The sequence below is a fragment of the Dactylosporangium sp. NPDC049742 genome, from assembly GCF_040674675.1.
Lineage (GTDB): Bacteria > Actinomycetota > Actinomycetes > Mycobacteriales > Micromonosporaceae > Dactylosporangium > Dactylosporangium maewongense.
Genome location: NZ_JBFANF010000005.1, coordinates 25,492 through 39,880 on the forward strand (window position 1 = coordinate 25,492; position 14,389 = coordinate 39,880).

The window sequence follows — 14,389 nt, forward strand, 5'->3', positions numbered from 1 at the left end:
CGCGTGCCGTGCCGCCCGCGCGCTCTGGTCAGTCGACGAACTCGATCGGCACGCGCGTGTACCCGGGGACGTCGTCCGGGATGCGGAACTCCTGGGCGCTCGCCGAGGCCACCAGGGTGTTCAGCAGGCTGGTGAGCATCGAGACGATCGCCTCCTTCTCCTTGTCCACGTCGGTGGCGAGGTAGGCGGCCTTCGTGGCGATCTTCCCGAGCACCGTCGCGTTGGCGGTGCCGAAACCGTAGGAGATGATGTGCGGCCTGCGGCGCCACGAGGCGTCGGTGAGCGCGCCGAACTGGGTGGCCCAGTCCTTGTCCATCGGCTCGCCGTCGGTGAGGATGAACACCGCCGGCCGGAGCACGGCCCGGCGGCCGTCGTGCGTCAGCCCGCTGATGTCAGCGTCGATGCGCTGCTTGACCAGCTGGAACATCTTGCCGTAGTTGGTCGTGCCCTGGCACGTGATGGTGGGCAGGTTCTCGACCGTCTCGATGTCCGACAGCTCCAGCACGACGTGCGCGTCCGTGTTGAAGGTGATGATGGAGACGTGCGCGAACTCGGCGACGCGCGGGCTGTTGCCGACCACGTCGAACACGTGGTCGACCGTGTCGTTGAGCAGACTCTCGTGCGATTTCATCGACAACGAGGTGTCGATGACCAGATAGGTCGGCAGGCACTTCGACTTCAGTGCTGGCGCGTTCACGGCGCTCGATCCCTTCGGTTGTCGGACGTACCACGGTCACCTGGCTCGCTCGTGTACTGACGGACGGCTGGGCACGCACCCGCTCAGAACGACGACAGCAGGGCGTAACCGCCGCAGAACAGCGCCACCGCGATGGCGATGAGGATGGCGATCGCGATGAACCCCAGGACCGGGTTCGAGCCGGCGGACGACGAACGCGTCGTCCTGGCGGAGCCGACCCGCGGCGGCGGCCGGCGGGGCGGCGGGGTGCGCGCCGGGTTCCTTGCGGCCGGCCCGGGCACGATCGAAGGGGTGGCCCGGGTGCCCTGGGTGCCGGCGGGCGTCCGCCGCGGCTGTGTGGGCATCGGCCGGATCGAGCCCGTGACCGCCGCCCGGCCGGTGGCGGTGACGGGCCCGGTGGTCAGGGTGGGCGGGCCGGGCCGGCTGGGCGGGCCCGGCCGGACCGTCTGGGTGGGGGTGACCGGCACACCCGTTCGGGTGGGCGGGCCCGTCCGCTGCCGTGGCCGCCAGTCGATGACACCGGACGGGTCGACCATGCCGAACGCCTGCAGGAGCTGCCGGAGGCTCGGCCGGCCCTGCCGGGTCGGGGCCGTCAGCATCTGCAGCAGGGTGTCCGGGACGTCGCCACCCAGGCCGGCGAGCGCGGCCGTGACGTCGGGCGGCTCGCGCGTCCCGGTGAGCACCCGGGCGATCAGCAGCGCGACCCGGTACCGGTCGACGTACGTGTCGACGGGCTGCGGCATCGGCGTGAGCGGGTCCTCGAAGTTGGCCGTGTTGACGTGCGGGCGCGGCCCGTAGGAGCTGCCGTCGATGTCGATGAGGTACACGGTGCGCTTGGTGGGGTGCCAGAACGCGTTGGCGTAGGACCAGTCCGCGTAGACGATGCCGCAGCGCTCGAAGAGCCCGGCGAGCTGGGCCAGCATGACGCAGAACCGGGTCCGGTCGGGCGCGGACTGCTCCGGCACCCCGCGCTTGACGAGGTAGTCGTTCGGCTTGGCGAGCCAGTCGATCGGGAGCCGCTCGCGCCGGATCGACGCCGTCTTGGAGTTCGTCGACTTCCAGGAGACCAGCAGGTCGTCGGGGGCCTCCGGCATGACGACGCCGACGGTGCGGTCGCCGTCGGTGACCCGGCTGACCGGCCAGGCGGTCGCCTGCGCCACGAGCGCGCGGTCCGCGGCGTCCGGCAGCGCCGCGGGCTGGGCGATCAGGCGGTCCATGGCGGCGATGTCCAGGGCCGCCGCCGCGTCCCAGGTGTACCGCTTGAACAGCAGGCCCGGCCGCGCCGGGATGCGCCAGACGCCCTCGCTCTGCCCGCCGCCCTGGAACTGGGGCGGGCCGTCGAACCTGCCGAGCACGGGGATCTGCACGACCGCCGGCAGGTGCATCACGCTCATGGCCGCGCCGATTCCGGGCCGCCGGCCGCGTGCGGCCAGACCACCACCGCGGTGCGGTCGTCGAGCAGGCCCTTGGCCTGGAAGTCGACGTCGAGCATGAACGACGCGAGCGGCGGCGGATCCCGCCACCGGTCGGCGAACCAGTGCTCGGCGCCGTCCACCTGGCTGAACGCGTCGGCGACGCCGTCGGACAGCAGCGCGACCGCCACCGCCTCGTTCAGGTCGAACAGGATCGCCCGGGCGGCCTGCGGGTAGTGCGGCAGGAACGCGCTGAGCACGCTGCCGTCGAACTGCTCCTTCGCCTCGCCGGTCAGGCACTGCCAGCGCTGCCGCCGCAGCATCCACAGGTGGGTGTCGGCCAGCTGCCCGGCCCAGGCGATGCGCCGCACACCGGTGGAGCGCGTCGGCAGCACGGCCAGGGCGAGGGTGGTCCGGACGTGCGCGGGGTCGAGGCCGCGCTCGCGGGCGGCCGCGGCGATGTTGCCGGCGACCTCGGCGAAGATCCGCTCGACCGACAGCCGGTCGGGCGGCACCCCCTGGTCCAGCTCCCGGCGCAGCAGCCCGACGGCGGTGCCGACCGCGACCGACGCCCCGAGCTCCGCGCGCGAGCTGTCCGACATGCCGTCGGCGACCGCGATGATGAGGTGGTCGCCGGCGGCGTCCTGGGCGACCCGGTAGGCGTCCTGTCTCGGCTTCGCGGGGCGTTCGCACCGGTGCCCCGCGCCGACCACGGACGCCGCGCGGAGCCGCAGGTCGCCCAGGCGCGCCTGGTCGGCCGCGACGCCGGGCGGCGACGCCGGCTCCTGCGGCAGCAGCCACGCCATCTGCGAGGCCCGGGACACGGGGGCGAACCGGGGCGGCACGGCGTGCGCCGGCACCAGGTCGCTGTGCGCGGGGCTGCCGGCGGGGGGATCCTGCGCCGGGCCCTGGCGCGGCGGGGGCGGCGCCTGGTCGGTGCCGTTCCTGCCGCGCTCCGCGGGCGGCCGGCCGTCCCTGTGGTCGTGGCCCGGCGACGGGTACCGGCGCTCGAACTCCCGGTCGATCGGCGGCGGGACCGGCGCCGGCTGGCCGTCGTCGGCGCCGTCCGGACCCGCGACGCGGCCGGTGGCGCGGCCCCGGCCGCCGCCGCGCTGGACCTGGCGGGCGTGGTCCCGCCACCCCCGGCGGCCTTCGCCCTGGTGCGTGTCCCGGCGCGCACCGTCCTGGCGCGCACCGTCCTGGCGCGCGGTGTCCCGGTCGTCCGGTTCTGCGGCGCCGGTGGCGCCGGTGGCGGTTTCCTGGCCGCGCAGCATGCTCGAGATGCCGTGGCGCAGCAGCGTCAAAATCTGCATGGACATCGATCTCTTCTCGTTCGCCAGGATTCCCACCGCGATGGGCACCGCGATGAGGGTGAACACGAGCACCGGGGCCCGACGGTGGTCAGTTGCTGGTCGGTCTGGACTGGGCGGGCCTGCGCTTCCGCCAGCCGGCGACACCGGTCGGATCGGCCGGCGCGGCGGTCTGGTCCGGGGCGAGTGCCGCGGCCGGGGCGGCGGCCGGCGGGGCGGCCTGGTGCGGACCGGGCGCCGCGGTCACGTTCGAGGGCGGCGCGGCCGGGACAACGGCCGGCGGGGCGGTCAGGTCCGAGACGGGCGGCGCGGCCGGGACAACGGCCGGCGGGGCGGTCAGGTCCGAGACGGGCGGCGCGGCCGGGGCGGCGACCGGCGGGGCGGCCTGGTGCGGACCGGGCGCCGCGGTCACGTTCGAGGGCGGCGCGCCCGTCGCCATGTTCGGGGTGTTGCGGAGCAGCCGGTCGCGGATGTCCTCGATGTCCGCGTTCTCGATCAGGCCGGCGTCGATCATCGTGCGGAACATCTCGTCGGAGCTGCGGAACACCGCTTCCTGCCGCTGCTCGAGCTCCTGCTGCCGGGCGTGCATCAGCCGCAGCACCTGGAGGGTCTGGTCGGGGTGGTGCCGCAGGTGGGCGGTGAGCAACCCGAACTCCCCCCGCACCCCGGCGGCCACCGCGCGCATGCGCTCGCGCTCCAGCTCCTGCTGGGGGGTTGCGCCGTCGAGGGCGTGCCCGCGGGCGCCGGGATCCGTCTGGTGCTCGATCGGGGCCTGCTGCCGCAGGTGGTCGCGGGCCACGTCGTCGCGCGTGACGTGCGCGGAGACGTGGTCGATCGTCAGGCCGTAGCCGAAGATGCGGACCGGGGGGTCGTAGAGCTCGTTGATCTCCAGTTCGACCTGGTCGCAGTCGGTGATCTCGTACTTCCTGCCGACCTTGCGCATGGCGTCCATGACGCGCCGGACGACGACCTGCTCGCCGTCGCGGACCCCCTCGCGCACGACCTTGACCGGGTCGGTGACCTGCCAGCCGATGTCGACCCTCGCCGCGAAGAAGAAGCGGTCGCTCTTCGCCGGCAGCGGGTCCCGCCCGGTGGAGACGGTGCACTCGTGGTGGGAGATGTCGACCTCGTACATGGTCTTGTACCGGCCGGACATCGCCTCACCGAAGGTCAGCAGCCGGCCGAGGTCCTCCAGCTTGCCCTCCTGGGTCGAGTACACCGCGGTCACGCCGGCCCGGAGGATCGGCCTGCCGAGCAGCTGCACCCTGGCGACCGGCTGCTCGCTCAGGATCAGCGAGCCGGGCTGCGCCGGGTGGCCCTGTCGAGGGTCCTGTCGAGGCATCGGGTACATCACCGGTCTCCAACCTTCAGCTGACGGCGGCCAGGAGGATTCCGGTCATGCCGCCGACCGCGGCGGACCGGGCGGCCGCGGCGTGACGCACACGGTGCCCATCGGCATCCTCCGGTCGGTCGCCTGTCGCGGTCCTCCCCCATCTGACGGACAGCGACGCAGGCGGGGCACGACCGACTCAGGTCCGGCCGCGACCGACGCCGGGGTCGAGGCGGTGCCACGACCCCGGCGGTCATCAGGACGTCACGGGCGGCCTCGTCTCATCGAACGGCGCGGAAGATCCCGCGCACGAGGTCCTGGATGTCGTACCGGTCGTCGACGGCGGCCGGCACCCTCCGGTGGTCGTGGCGCGCGCCGAGCTCGCGGATGACCGCGGGGAAGAGCCACAGCATGCCCGTGACGATCGTGACGCGCGCCGGCGCCGCGTGGCGTGCCGGTCGGCGTCTCCTGCAGAGCGCGACGAGCGCCCCGACGGCCGTAGGCCGGTGGTGCATGGGAACCCCCTGGTTGATCGCGGATCTTGTTTTTTGTTCGCGGTTAGGCATATTGAGCTGGACCGACGTCAATCGGTCCAGGCTCCGGAACAATTCCGGATGACCTCGAATAGGCCATTCGGCCGACCGTGCCGCCGGCGCCGGGTATGGCTTTCCGGATCGGCGGTTCGTAGGCTGTTCCGGAACGTTCGGCGCCGCGAGTCGAACGCGATCAAGGTGGTCTCAAGGGGGTTGAGCGATCTGACAATCGTCAGTGCCGCCGATCTCTCGACCGCCAGGGATTGGGCGGATTTCGGGCGGCTGCTCAGCCGGTTGAAGCTCGACCGCGGGCTGTCATTCGTCCAGATCCAGAAGCGGGCAGAGGCGCTGAGCCTGCAACGGAGCCTCCCGCCGGCGACGGTGAATCCGATCATGAAGGGGACGCGGCGGCCGGCGAAGGAGTCGCTGGAGTGCCTGCTCGAGGTCTTCGACGTGCGGCCGGCGGAGCGAACTGCCTGGCTGTCGGCGTGGCAGCGGCTCGCCGAGACACTGTCGGCCACATCCCTGCCGCGCTTCGACGAGGTGTCGCCGCGGCAGCTCGGAGTGCATGCGGCGATCGCGGCCGGCGACAGCAGCGGGGAGCTGCCGGTGTACGTGCAGCGCGACTTCGACGATCATCTCCGCAGCCACCTTTCAGAACAGATCGACCGAGGCCGTTTTGTGTTGCTGGTCGGCCGGTCATCGTCGGGCAAGACGAGATCGCTGTATGAGGCGGTGCGGGTCGTCGCTCCGAATTGGCCGATTGTGCAGCCCTCCGGAACCGCAGAGATCATCGATCTCCTGCACGGCACGCGGCAGCGGATCATTGTCTGGCTCGACGAGATGCAGCGCTTTCTCGGTGCCGATCCGCGGCTGACCAAGGAACACGTCATACGGCTGCTGCAATTCCCCGCGCTGGTGGTCGCGACGCTGTGGTCCGACGACTACCTGATGCGGAGGTCGCCCGGTGGGTCCGGCGTCCCGGCAGACCTCCAGAACGACCGCAGGCTCCTCGATCTCGCAGAGGTCGTGAGCGTGTCCGCGGAGCTGTCCGGCGAGGAACGCGCCGCGGCCGTCCAGGCCGCCAGGACCGACCCCCGGATCCGGCTGGCGCTCGCCGTCCAGGATGCCGGGCTCACGCAGGTGCTCGCGGCCGGGCCCGACCTGCTGCGGCGCTGGGAGCACGCGCCGGACCCCTACGCCAAGGCGGTCATCAGCTTCGCCGCCGACGCGCGGCGGCTGGGGGTGCTGTCGCCGATCACCGAGGCCACGTTCGAGTCGGCGATCGGCGGCTACCTGACCTCGTCGCAGCGCGTCAACCGGCCGCCGCAGTGGCTCGCCGACGCTCTGGCGTTCAGCCAGCAGGAGGTGCACGGTGCGGTGGCGGCGCTGGCGACAAGGGACGATGGCCGGACAGGCCGGCTGACCGGCTATGTCGTCGCGGACTACGTGGCGCAGCACGTCCGGCGTGCGGAATGCCCTCCGGCCAGCGCGTGGGAGGCGCTCGTCGCCGGTGTCGAAGACGCGGAAGACCTGCGTCGCCTCGCCTTCGCGGCCACCGCCCGCATGCGATACCGCCACGAGGAGCAGGCGCTGCGGCGACTTCTGGAGCTCCACGGAGAGGGTGTCGTCGAGCTCGCCGGAGTGCTGTGCGCAGCGGGCGCGTTCAGGAGGCACTCGACCTGCTGCGCCAGCACCTGGACACGACGCCGGACGACCGCGTCGCGGCGGCCCGCCATGCCCACATCGCCACGCTGACCCGGCGCGCCGGCGAACTGCGTGCCGCCGCGGAGGCCGGCGATGCCGAGGCCGGCTGGCGGCTCGCCGAGCTGTGCGCTGACGGCGGCGTGGCCGATGCGCTGCGAGCCAGGGCGGACGCCGGTAGCCTCCTGGCCGAGGAGGACCTCGCGGCGTTGCTGGCCGACCGTGGCGCCGTCGACGAGCTGCGGTCGCGAGCCGACTCGGGCAAGCAGCCGGCCGCCGACGCCCTCGCCGAGCTGCTGGCCTCGCACGGCCGCAGAGACCTGCTGCAACAGCGGGCCGAAAGAGGAGACCAGGCTGCCGCGCGGCAGCTGATGAAGCTCCGCGACTCGACCACTGCGGCGGACGGTGCCGCGGTGCAAGCGCAGATCGCTCACCTGCGACGCGGGATCATCGGCGGCGACGATGCGGCGGCCCGGCAGCTGACCACTCTGCTGTTCGACCTTCGCAACGAGGCCGAGCTGCGGTGCGAGGTCGACGCCGGCACACTTCAGGCCGCCGAGCGGCTCGTCGCGCTGCTCAACGCCGACGAGAACGTCGACCGTTCGTTCGTCGACCGTCTCCGCACGCACGGCCTCGAAGCGGACGGCGCCCCCTGGGTGCCCGGGGAGGCGTGACGATGGACGCGATCACGATGCTGCGCGGCGAGGTGGCCTGGCACAAGCAGCTGGCGGGGATTCCGGTCGACCGCGTCGTGCACCTCGGCGGCGTCCCCGCCGCTGACATCGTCGCGGCGACGGCCCGCTTCGACGACCTCCCGGCATCGGTCGTGGTGACGCCCGCGAAGGCGGCCATCGGAAGCGTCGCGGTGTTCGTGTCCGAGGTGATCGACGCCCTCGACGTGGTGGCGCGACAACTCCTGCACGGATGGCTGCCCGAGGCCGAGCAGCTCGACGGTCCGCAGGGGGCCGCTGTGGCCGCGATCCGGGCGATCGCGATCGAGCGGGCCCGCGCCGCGGGGCTGCCGAGCGCCTTCCTGGCCGATCTCGCGGAGCGTGCGTTGACCGGCCGGCCGTCACCGCGGGTTCGGTTGCGGCCGGGGACACGGGTCGCAGGGCTTGCCCGTGTCGTCGCGACGGGCTTTCAGCGTGACCGGTTGGTGTTGTCCATGCCGGTCGGTCGCGTCGCTGTCGCGGGCGCGGAGTGGCTCGCCGATCACGGACGGCTGGGCGTTTGGCTCACCGGGGCCGGGCCACCCGGCCCCGAACGCTGCTGCACCGTCCACCTCACGCCACCACCACCGGCGGTGACGGGGGTCGCGGCGGCCGTCGGAAGGCCGCATCCCAGGAGCACGGTCGAGGCCGCCCTCGAGTCCGTGCTGCGGCAGCAGCACGAGCGGTGGGCGTATGGCCGGGCCTGGAACGCGACCTACCAGCCGTCGCCGCTACGCGGCGCGATCCGCCCGGATCTGCTGTGGGCGGCTGAGCGCGTGGTGGTGGAGCTGGACGGGCCGGAGCACTGCCGGCCCGCGCAGTACGACGCCGACCGGGTCCGCGACGTCCAGCTCCAGCTGGACGGTTATGCCGTGCTCAGGTTCACCAACGCGCGGGTGCGGCACGACGTGCAGGCGGTGGCGGCGCAGATCGAACACCTCATTCGGACCCGAAGGCACGACTTGGCGAAAGGACAGCAGGGTGGCTGACGACCTCACCCCCTCGGAGAGCGCGCTGCTCATCGTGTTGATGGCGGAGGCCCGGGAAATCTCCAACCCCGAGCTGCAGGACCGTTACCAGATCACGCTCACCGGCAAGAGCCGGGAGAAGCTCAACAAGGCCGGCTACGTCAGGAGCGACAAGGTGGGTCGCTCGTTCGTCCACCAGCTCGACGACAAGGGCTGGGAGCGGATGCACCAGGCGCTCAACTTCGACAGCCCACGAGCCCGGGCGTTGGGCGCGGCGTTGAGCGCGCTGCACGACAACCTCCGGGAGCGGGTGCTGGGGCGTCACGCCTACCACCGGTTCAGCGAGATGTTCGCGCACACGCCGGAGCCTCGGGATGACGTCGAGGCGCGGATCCGGGAGACCTACACCGCGCTGGCACCACACCTCGGCGCGTGGGTGAAGCACACCGACGTGCGGGGAAAGCTCAGCGACGTGCCCGCGGCGGCGTTGGACGAGGCATTCTCCCTGTTGAGCCGGGCCGAGGACGTCGAGATGATGCCGGAGTCCAACCAGAAGACACTGTCCGCCGAGGACCACCGCAACGCTGTGCGTGTCGGGGGGCAGGACACGCACCTCATGGCCATCGGCACGCGATGAACGAAGACGACCGCAAGGCACTGGCGGCGCTCAGGTTCGACTGGGCGCCCGTGCCCGACGACGTCTGGCGCCCGTCACCGTTCCACGTCGAAGGGCTGCACCAGGGCGTCATCAACGACGTCCTGGCGGGCCTGGCGGACGCGCACGCGAGCGCCGACGGCAGCCCCTTGGGCCTGGTGCTGAAAGGCCGCCGCGGCTCGGGCAAGACCCACCTGCTGGGCTGGGTCCGGCAGCAGATCCAGGACCAGGGCGGCTACTTCTTCCTGGTCAGCGTGCTGGATGCCGAGGGGTTCTGGGCGAGCGTCCTGGACTCGATGCTCAACGGCCTCTTCCGTACGGTCCCGGACAGCGACACCCAGCTGCGGCTGTTCCTGCGGCGGCTCGCGTCGGTGGTCGGCGCCCCCCGGACGGCGCGCCGAGCCGTCATGGGCGAGACCGAGCTGACCCCGGCCGCGCTGGACGCGTTCCTCCTCGGCCTGGCCGAGCATCACCGGGAGGTCGCACGCGAGTGCGACGACACCCTCCGTGCGCTCGCCCTGTCCGCTTCCGACGACGTCGCACACCGTGACCTCGCGGAGAACTACTTCAGCTCGGAGCCGGACGCCGACCACGAGGAGCGCACGCGCTGGCGTATGCGACGCCGTCCCCGCCCCGCACAGATGATCGTGCGTGACCTGTCGCGGCTGCTGGCGCTGACCGGTCCGACGGTGATGGCCGTCGACCAGATCGACACGCTGATCTCGCAGTCGTCGATCACGTCGCAGGACGGCCAGCCGTTCGAGCCGGCGGACACCGGCGACTGGGCCCAGCTCCTGGTGCTGGAGCAGCTCGCGCACGGCCTGATGGCGCTCCGCGAGATCACCCGCCGGACCCTGACCCTGGTGGCGTGCATCCCTCCGTCATGGATGCTCATCAAGAGCCGGACGACCGACACCGTGCGCGACCGGTTCCGCGAGCCCGCCGAGATGCTGACGATCCAGCAGCCGGCCGTGGCCCGGAGCATCATCGAGAAGCGGTTCGCCCACAGCTACGGTCAGATCGGGTTCACGCCGCCGTATCCGACCTGGCCGGTGCGTCCCGAGGCGTTCGAGACGGCGGCCAAGCACACGCCACGGCAGTTGCTCATCGAGATCGACGAGCACGTCCGGAGCTGCCTGCTGCACGACGAGGTCCGCGAGCTCGAGCGGCTCGGCGAGGCGCCGGCTACCGGACCGAGCCCCGCGCCGCCGCTGGCACCGCCGAGACTCGCGGATGAGGCGCGCGAGCGGTTCGACGCGCGATTCGCCGAGCTCCGGGATGAGGCCGACGTCTCGACACCGCTCGACCCCGACCGTGAGGATGCGATCGTTCCTGGCCTGCTGTCCGCCGGGCTGACGGCGTGGATCATCGAGCAGGGGATGGCCGAGGAGACCCTGAGCCAGGACGGCCCACCCGGCGCGAAGCCGATCCTCCACGCGCGGCTGCGCCGCACGCTCGACGAGGACAACGAGGACCAGGCGCACTGGTCCTTCCGGGCGATCAGCGCCAGGCATCACGGTGTCGCCGCGCTGCACCGCATCAACCGGGCGGTCACCGCGGCGGGCGTCGACAGCAGGGTGGCCAAGCGCCGGCTGTTCTTCCTGCGCAACGGCGCCTGGTCCGGCGCCAAGACACTCGCCGTCATCAAGGAGCTCAAGGGCAGGAACACGGCGACGCTCGCCTTCGGCGAGCCCGATCTGCGCACGCTCGCCGCGCTCAAGGTCCTTCTCGACGAGTCCCATGCCGACCTTCCGGCGTGGTTGATGGCCCGGCGACCGGCCAGCGAGGTGCAGGTCTTCCGGCAGGCAATGGCGGACCTGGAAACGCCCGCGCAGCCCGACGCGCGGCCCCTCGCCGGCGAGCCGCCGGCCGTTCCCCGGCAGGCTGGCGGCGACGCGCCGTCCGCGGCACCGATGCTGACCGTCGGCCACGACTTCTCCACCGGCGCGCCGGTTCGGCTGGCCGTGGAGTCGTTGCGTAAGCACGTCGCGATCTTCGCCGGCTCCGGGTCGGGCAAGACGGTCCTGATCCGGCGCCTCGTCGAGGAGTGCGCGTTGCAGGGTGTCTCCGCCATCGTGCTGGACCCGAACAACGACCTGGCCCGGCTCGGCGATCCCTGGCCGGCGCAGCCCGAGGCGTGGGGGGCCGGTGACGCGGACAAGGCCGCGGCTTACATCGCCGGCACCGAGGTCCTGGTGTGGACCCCCCGCCGGGAGACCGGACGGCCGTTGAGCTTCCAGCCGCTGCCGGACTTCAGGAGCGTGCTCGACGACCCGGACGAGTTCAACGAGGCCGTGGACTCCGCGGTCGCCGCACTGATCCCGCGGGCGCGCCTGGACAGCCGGGCGGCCAAGGCGCACCTCGGCCTCGCCGTCCTACGGCGTGCCGTCGACCACTACGGCCGCCGCGGTGGCGGCACCCTGCGCGGTCTGATCGACACGCTCATGGATCTGCCCGACGGTGTCAGCGAGCTCGACGGCGCGGACAAGATCGCCGGCGGGCTGGCCCAGACGCTGACCGCGTCCATCGACAACGATCCGATGTTCGGCGGCGACAGTACACCGCTGGACCCGGCGGTCCTGCTGCAACCATCGGACGGCAGGCGGGCGCGGATCTCGGTGATCAGTCTCGTCGGGCTGCCCGCCGACGACATGCGCCAGAGCTTCGTCAACCAACTCCAGATGGCGCTGTTCGCGTACATCAAGAAGCACCCTGCCGGCGACCGGCCGCTGCTCGGCCTCTTCGTGATGGACGAGGCACAGACCCTCGCACCGTCGGGGACCATGACGGCGTGCACGCAGAGCACGCTCGCGCTGGCCTCACAGGCCCGCAAGTACGGCCTCGGGCTGGTGTTCGCCACCCAGTCGCCGAAGGGGCTGCACAATCGCATCCCGGGCAACGCCGCCACCCAGTTCTACGGCCTGCTGAACGCCCCGATCCAGATCGACGCCGCGCGGGAGATGGCGAAGGCGAAGGGTGGCGACGTCCCCGACATCTCCCGGCTGCGCTCCGGTGAGTTCTACGTCGCGGCCGAGGGCGAGGCGCCCCAGAAGGTCCGGACGCCGCTCTGCCTCAGCCACCACCCGAAGAGCCCGCTCACCGCCGAGGAGGTGCTCGGCCGTGCCCGGGGGCGGGCGGGTGCCGGCGGCGTCAGCTGAGGACGGGTTCGGTGCGCAGTTCGTGGGCGCCGTCGGGGCGGGTGACCTCGTAGTACAGGCGGCCCGGGACGGTGGTCAGGTAACGCAGGCCGTGTGGCGGGTGGGGGGAGCCGCAGGGGGCGGCGGTTGCGGCGGTCAGCGGGCCGAAGAGGCCGTCGGGGCCCAGGGTGCCGGTGGCGGTGCCGGTGCGCTCCTCCCAGTTCTCCCCGGCGGTGGCGCGGCCGTCGTACGTGGCGGTCAGCGTCCCCTCGCGGACCGAGACGGCGGAGAGGCGGACGCCGCGGGCGTCCCAGTGGCCGGGGCGCGGGGCGAGGGCGACGCCCTGCCAGGCCCAGTCGACGCCGTCGGGGCTGGTGGCGTACCAGGTGGACATGCGGTCGGCGTGTTCGGGGGTTTCCAGGGGGTGGACGGAGGCCCAGAGGTGCCAGCGGAGGCCGTCGAAGTGCAGGACGGGGTCCTTGACGCCGATCTCGGCGGAGCCGGGCAGGACGGTCAGGGCGGGGGCGTCGCCGAGCTTGCCCGGCTCGTCGGCCTCCAGGAGGTCGACCCGCCAGTGCTTGGTGCCGGGGGTGGCGATGCTGACGTACAGGCGCCAGCGGCCCTCGGGGGTGACGACCAGGGCGGGGCGCTCCAGGGAGGCGCCGCCGAAGCGTTCCCTGGTGACCTCGGCGAGCGTGGTGAAGTGCACGCCGTCCGTCGAGCGGGCCACGACGTTCGCGTACCCGCGACCCGAGCCGATCGGGCGGCGCAACCGGTACGCCAGGAACACCGACGAACCGAGCATGATCGCGCTCGGCCCGCCGGCCCAGTTGCCGGGCCCGCCGGCGGGTGGGGCGACGACGACGTCGGAACCTGTCAGGCGGGGCAGTGCGGGCAACGAAGACTCCTAGCGGTAGTTGCTGGCGTGCTCGAGGCTCAGCCAGTCGGCGTACGACTCGCCGGAGACCTCCTGCAGCAGCTCGATCTCCTCGACGAACCGGGGCAGCAGCGCGGCCCGCTGCTCGGCGGTGACCTTCGGCCGCCTGCCGTGCTGGCGGTGCAGGAGCGCGAGCAGCGGGGTGCTGAACGCCCGGCGCACCGGCACGGGGAACCGATGCCCGATCCTCCCACCGTTGCGCAGCAGGAGGCGCAGACCGGCGTTGACCCGCGTGTCGGCGACGTACCGGCGCACGTTCTCCGGCGGGATCTCCGCCACGTGCCCGGTGCTGACGCCCAGGAACGCGCAGACCCGGTCGACGGTGGCCGCGGGGTCGTCGCGGAGGTCCTTGTAGCGCAGCAGCAGGAGCCGCTCACGAGGGAAGAAGCGCAGCAGGTGGCGCAGCTGGCTGCCGTACCGGCCGAGCGCCGTGTAGTGCCAGAAGTCCGCCCAGCCGGCCGCCTTCCTGGTCTCCTCCAGCTCGACCGCCCGCAGGAAGTCCGCCTCGGACTCCAGGCCGGCGCCCCACAGGTGGGACCAGTTGGAGTGGGCGCGGTCGACCGGGTCGCGGAGCACCAGGACGAGCTTCGCGTCCGGGACGAGCTTCGCGATGCGTTCGTGCGCCGCCAGGTCGTACAGGTAGAACGGCGTCGCCTCGCCCCGCAGCGCCCCTGCCGGTGCGGGGTCGAACAGCGCCTCGTAGTCCGCCCGGCGCCACACGTGCTCCTGGTAGGTCTGCCGGTCGCCGGGTCCGCCGGTCGTGGGCGGCGGGCCGTCGGACAGGAAGAACTTGGGCTCCTTGACCTCTGGGAGGAAGAGCTGCGGGTGTCGTACGAGTGCCGCGTGCAACGCCGAGGTGCCCGCCTTCGGGACCCCGGCGACCAGGAAGTCCGGCAACGCCATCACAGTCTCCTACCTATCTTGTCGATAGGAAAGATAGCCTAGCTGCCACGGGAGAGGGACGACAACGGAGTCCGCCGATGGCATGCTGCGGGG

General features: G+C 72.5%; 12 protein-coding genes. 5 read left to right on the forward strand and 7 right to left on the reverse strand.

What is annotated here, in order from left to right; all coding sequences use genetic code 11:
- Nucleotides 1-28 precede the first annotated feature (28 nt).
- The 5 genes from AB0J72_RS08735 to AB0J72_RS08755 form a co-directional block, all read right to left on the reverse strand.
- Entirely contained in the window at nucleotides 29-697 is a 669-nt protein-coding gene (locus AB0J72_RS08735) for a VWA domain-containing protein (protein ID WP_363396368.1), read from the reverse strand.
- Nucleotides 698-780: 83 nt separating this feature from the next.
- Nucleotides 781-2,091, reverse strand: coding sequence for a hypothetical protein (locus AB0J72_RS08740; protein ID WP_363396371.1), 1,311 nt, complete (start codon nucleotides 2,089-2,091; stop codon nucleotides 781-783).
- Nucleotides 2,088-3,428 carry a protein phosphatase 2C domain-containing protein gene (locus AB0J72_RS08745; RefSeq protein WP_363396374.1) on the reverse strand — a complete coding sequence of 447 codons (1,341 nt, stop codon included), beginning with the start codon at nucleotides 3,426-3,428 and terminating at the stop codon, nucleotides 2,088-2,090. Before AB0J72_RS08745 ends, AB0J72_RS08740 begins: the two co-directional genes overlap by 4 nt.
- An 82-nt stretch (nucleotides 3,429-3,510) precedes the next feature.
- Nucleotides 3,511-4,761, reverse strand: coding sequence for a hypothetical protein (locus AB0J72_RS08750; protein ID WP_363396377.1), 1,251 nt, complete (start codon nucleotides 4,759-4,761; stop codon nucleotides 3,511-3,513).
- 269 nt (nucleotides 4,762-5,030) lie between these two features.
- A complete protein-coding gene (locus tag AB0J72_RS08755) occupies nucleotides 5,031-5,162 on the reverse strand; it encodes a hypothetical protein (RefSeq protein ID WP_363396380.1) in 132 nt (43 codons plus the stop codon).
- Between the two features lie 333 nt (nucleotides 5,163-5,495).
- On the opposite strand from AB0J72_RS08755, the gene AB0J72_RS08760 reads away from it, so the two are divergent.
- The 5 genes from AB0J72_RS08760 to AB0J72_RS08780 are packed head-to-tail and all read left to right on the forward strand — an operon-like array spanning nucleotide 5,496 to nucleotide 12,477.
- A complete protein-coding gene (locus AB0J72_RS08760) occupies nucleotides 5,496-7,040 on the forward strand; it encodes a hypothetical protein (protein WP_363396383.1) in 1,545 nt (514 codons plus the stop codon).
- Entirely contained in the window at nucleotides 6,932-7,660 is a 729-nt protein-coding gene (locus AB0J72_RS08765; RefSeq protein WP_363396386.1) for a hypothetical protein, read from the forward strand. The genes AB0J72_RS08760 and AB0J72_RS08765 overlap by 109 nt, the downstream gene beginning before the upstream one ends.
- A 2-nt stretch (nucleotides 7,661-7,662) precedes the next feature.
- On the forward strand, nucleotides 7,663-8,685 hold the full coding sequence (locus tag AB0J72_RS08770) for a DUF559 domain-containing protein (RefSeq protein WP_363396389.1): 1,023 nt from the start codon (nucleotides 7,663-7,665) through the stop codon (nucleotides 8,683-8,685).
- Nucleotides 8,678-9,301 carry a hypothetical protein gene (locus tag AB0J72_RS08775; protein ID WP_363396392.1) on the forward strand — a complete coding sequence of 208 codons (624 nt, stop codon included), beginning with the start codon at nucleotides 8,678-8,680 and terminating at the stop codon, nucleotides 9,299-9,301. Before AB0J72_RS08770 ends, AB0J72_RS08775 begins: the two co-directional genes overlap by 8 nt.
- Nucleotides 9,298-12,477: a DUF87 domain-containing protein gene (locus tag AB0J72_RS08780; protein WP_363396394.1), complete on the forward strand. Its 3,180-nt coding sequence runs from the start codon at nucleotides 9,298-9,300 to the stop codon at nucleotides 12,475-12,477. The genes AB0J72_RS08775 and AB0J72_RS08780 overlap by 4 nt, the downstream gene beginning before the upstream one ends.
- Here the strand turns inward: AB0J72_RS08780 and AB0J72_RS08785 are convergent.
- Together AB0J72_RS08785 and AB0J72_RS08790 are read right to left on the reverse strand one after the other, a co-directional pair.
- Nucleotides 12,470-13,354 (reverse strand): hypothetical protein, encoded by an 885-nt coding sequence (locus AB0J72_RS08785; protein WP_363396397.1) that lies wholly within the window; start codon nucleotides 13,352-13,354, stop codon nucleotides 12,470-12,472. The two genes, AB0J72_RS08780 and AB0J72_RS08785, sit on opposite strands and share 8 nt — an antisense overlap.
- A gap of 9 nt (nucleotides 13,355-13,363) precedes the next feature.
- Complete coding sequence (locus tag AB0J72_RS08790; protein ID WP_363396400.1) at nucleotides 13,364-14,296, reverse strand: sulfotransferase; 933 nt, start codon at nucleotides 14,294-14,296, stop codon at nucleotides 13,364-13,366.
- Between the last annotated feature and the right edge of the window lie 93 nt (nucleotides 14,297-14,389).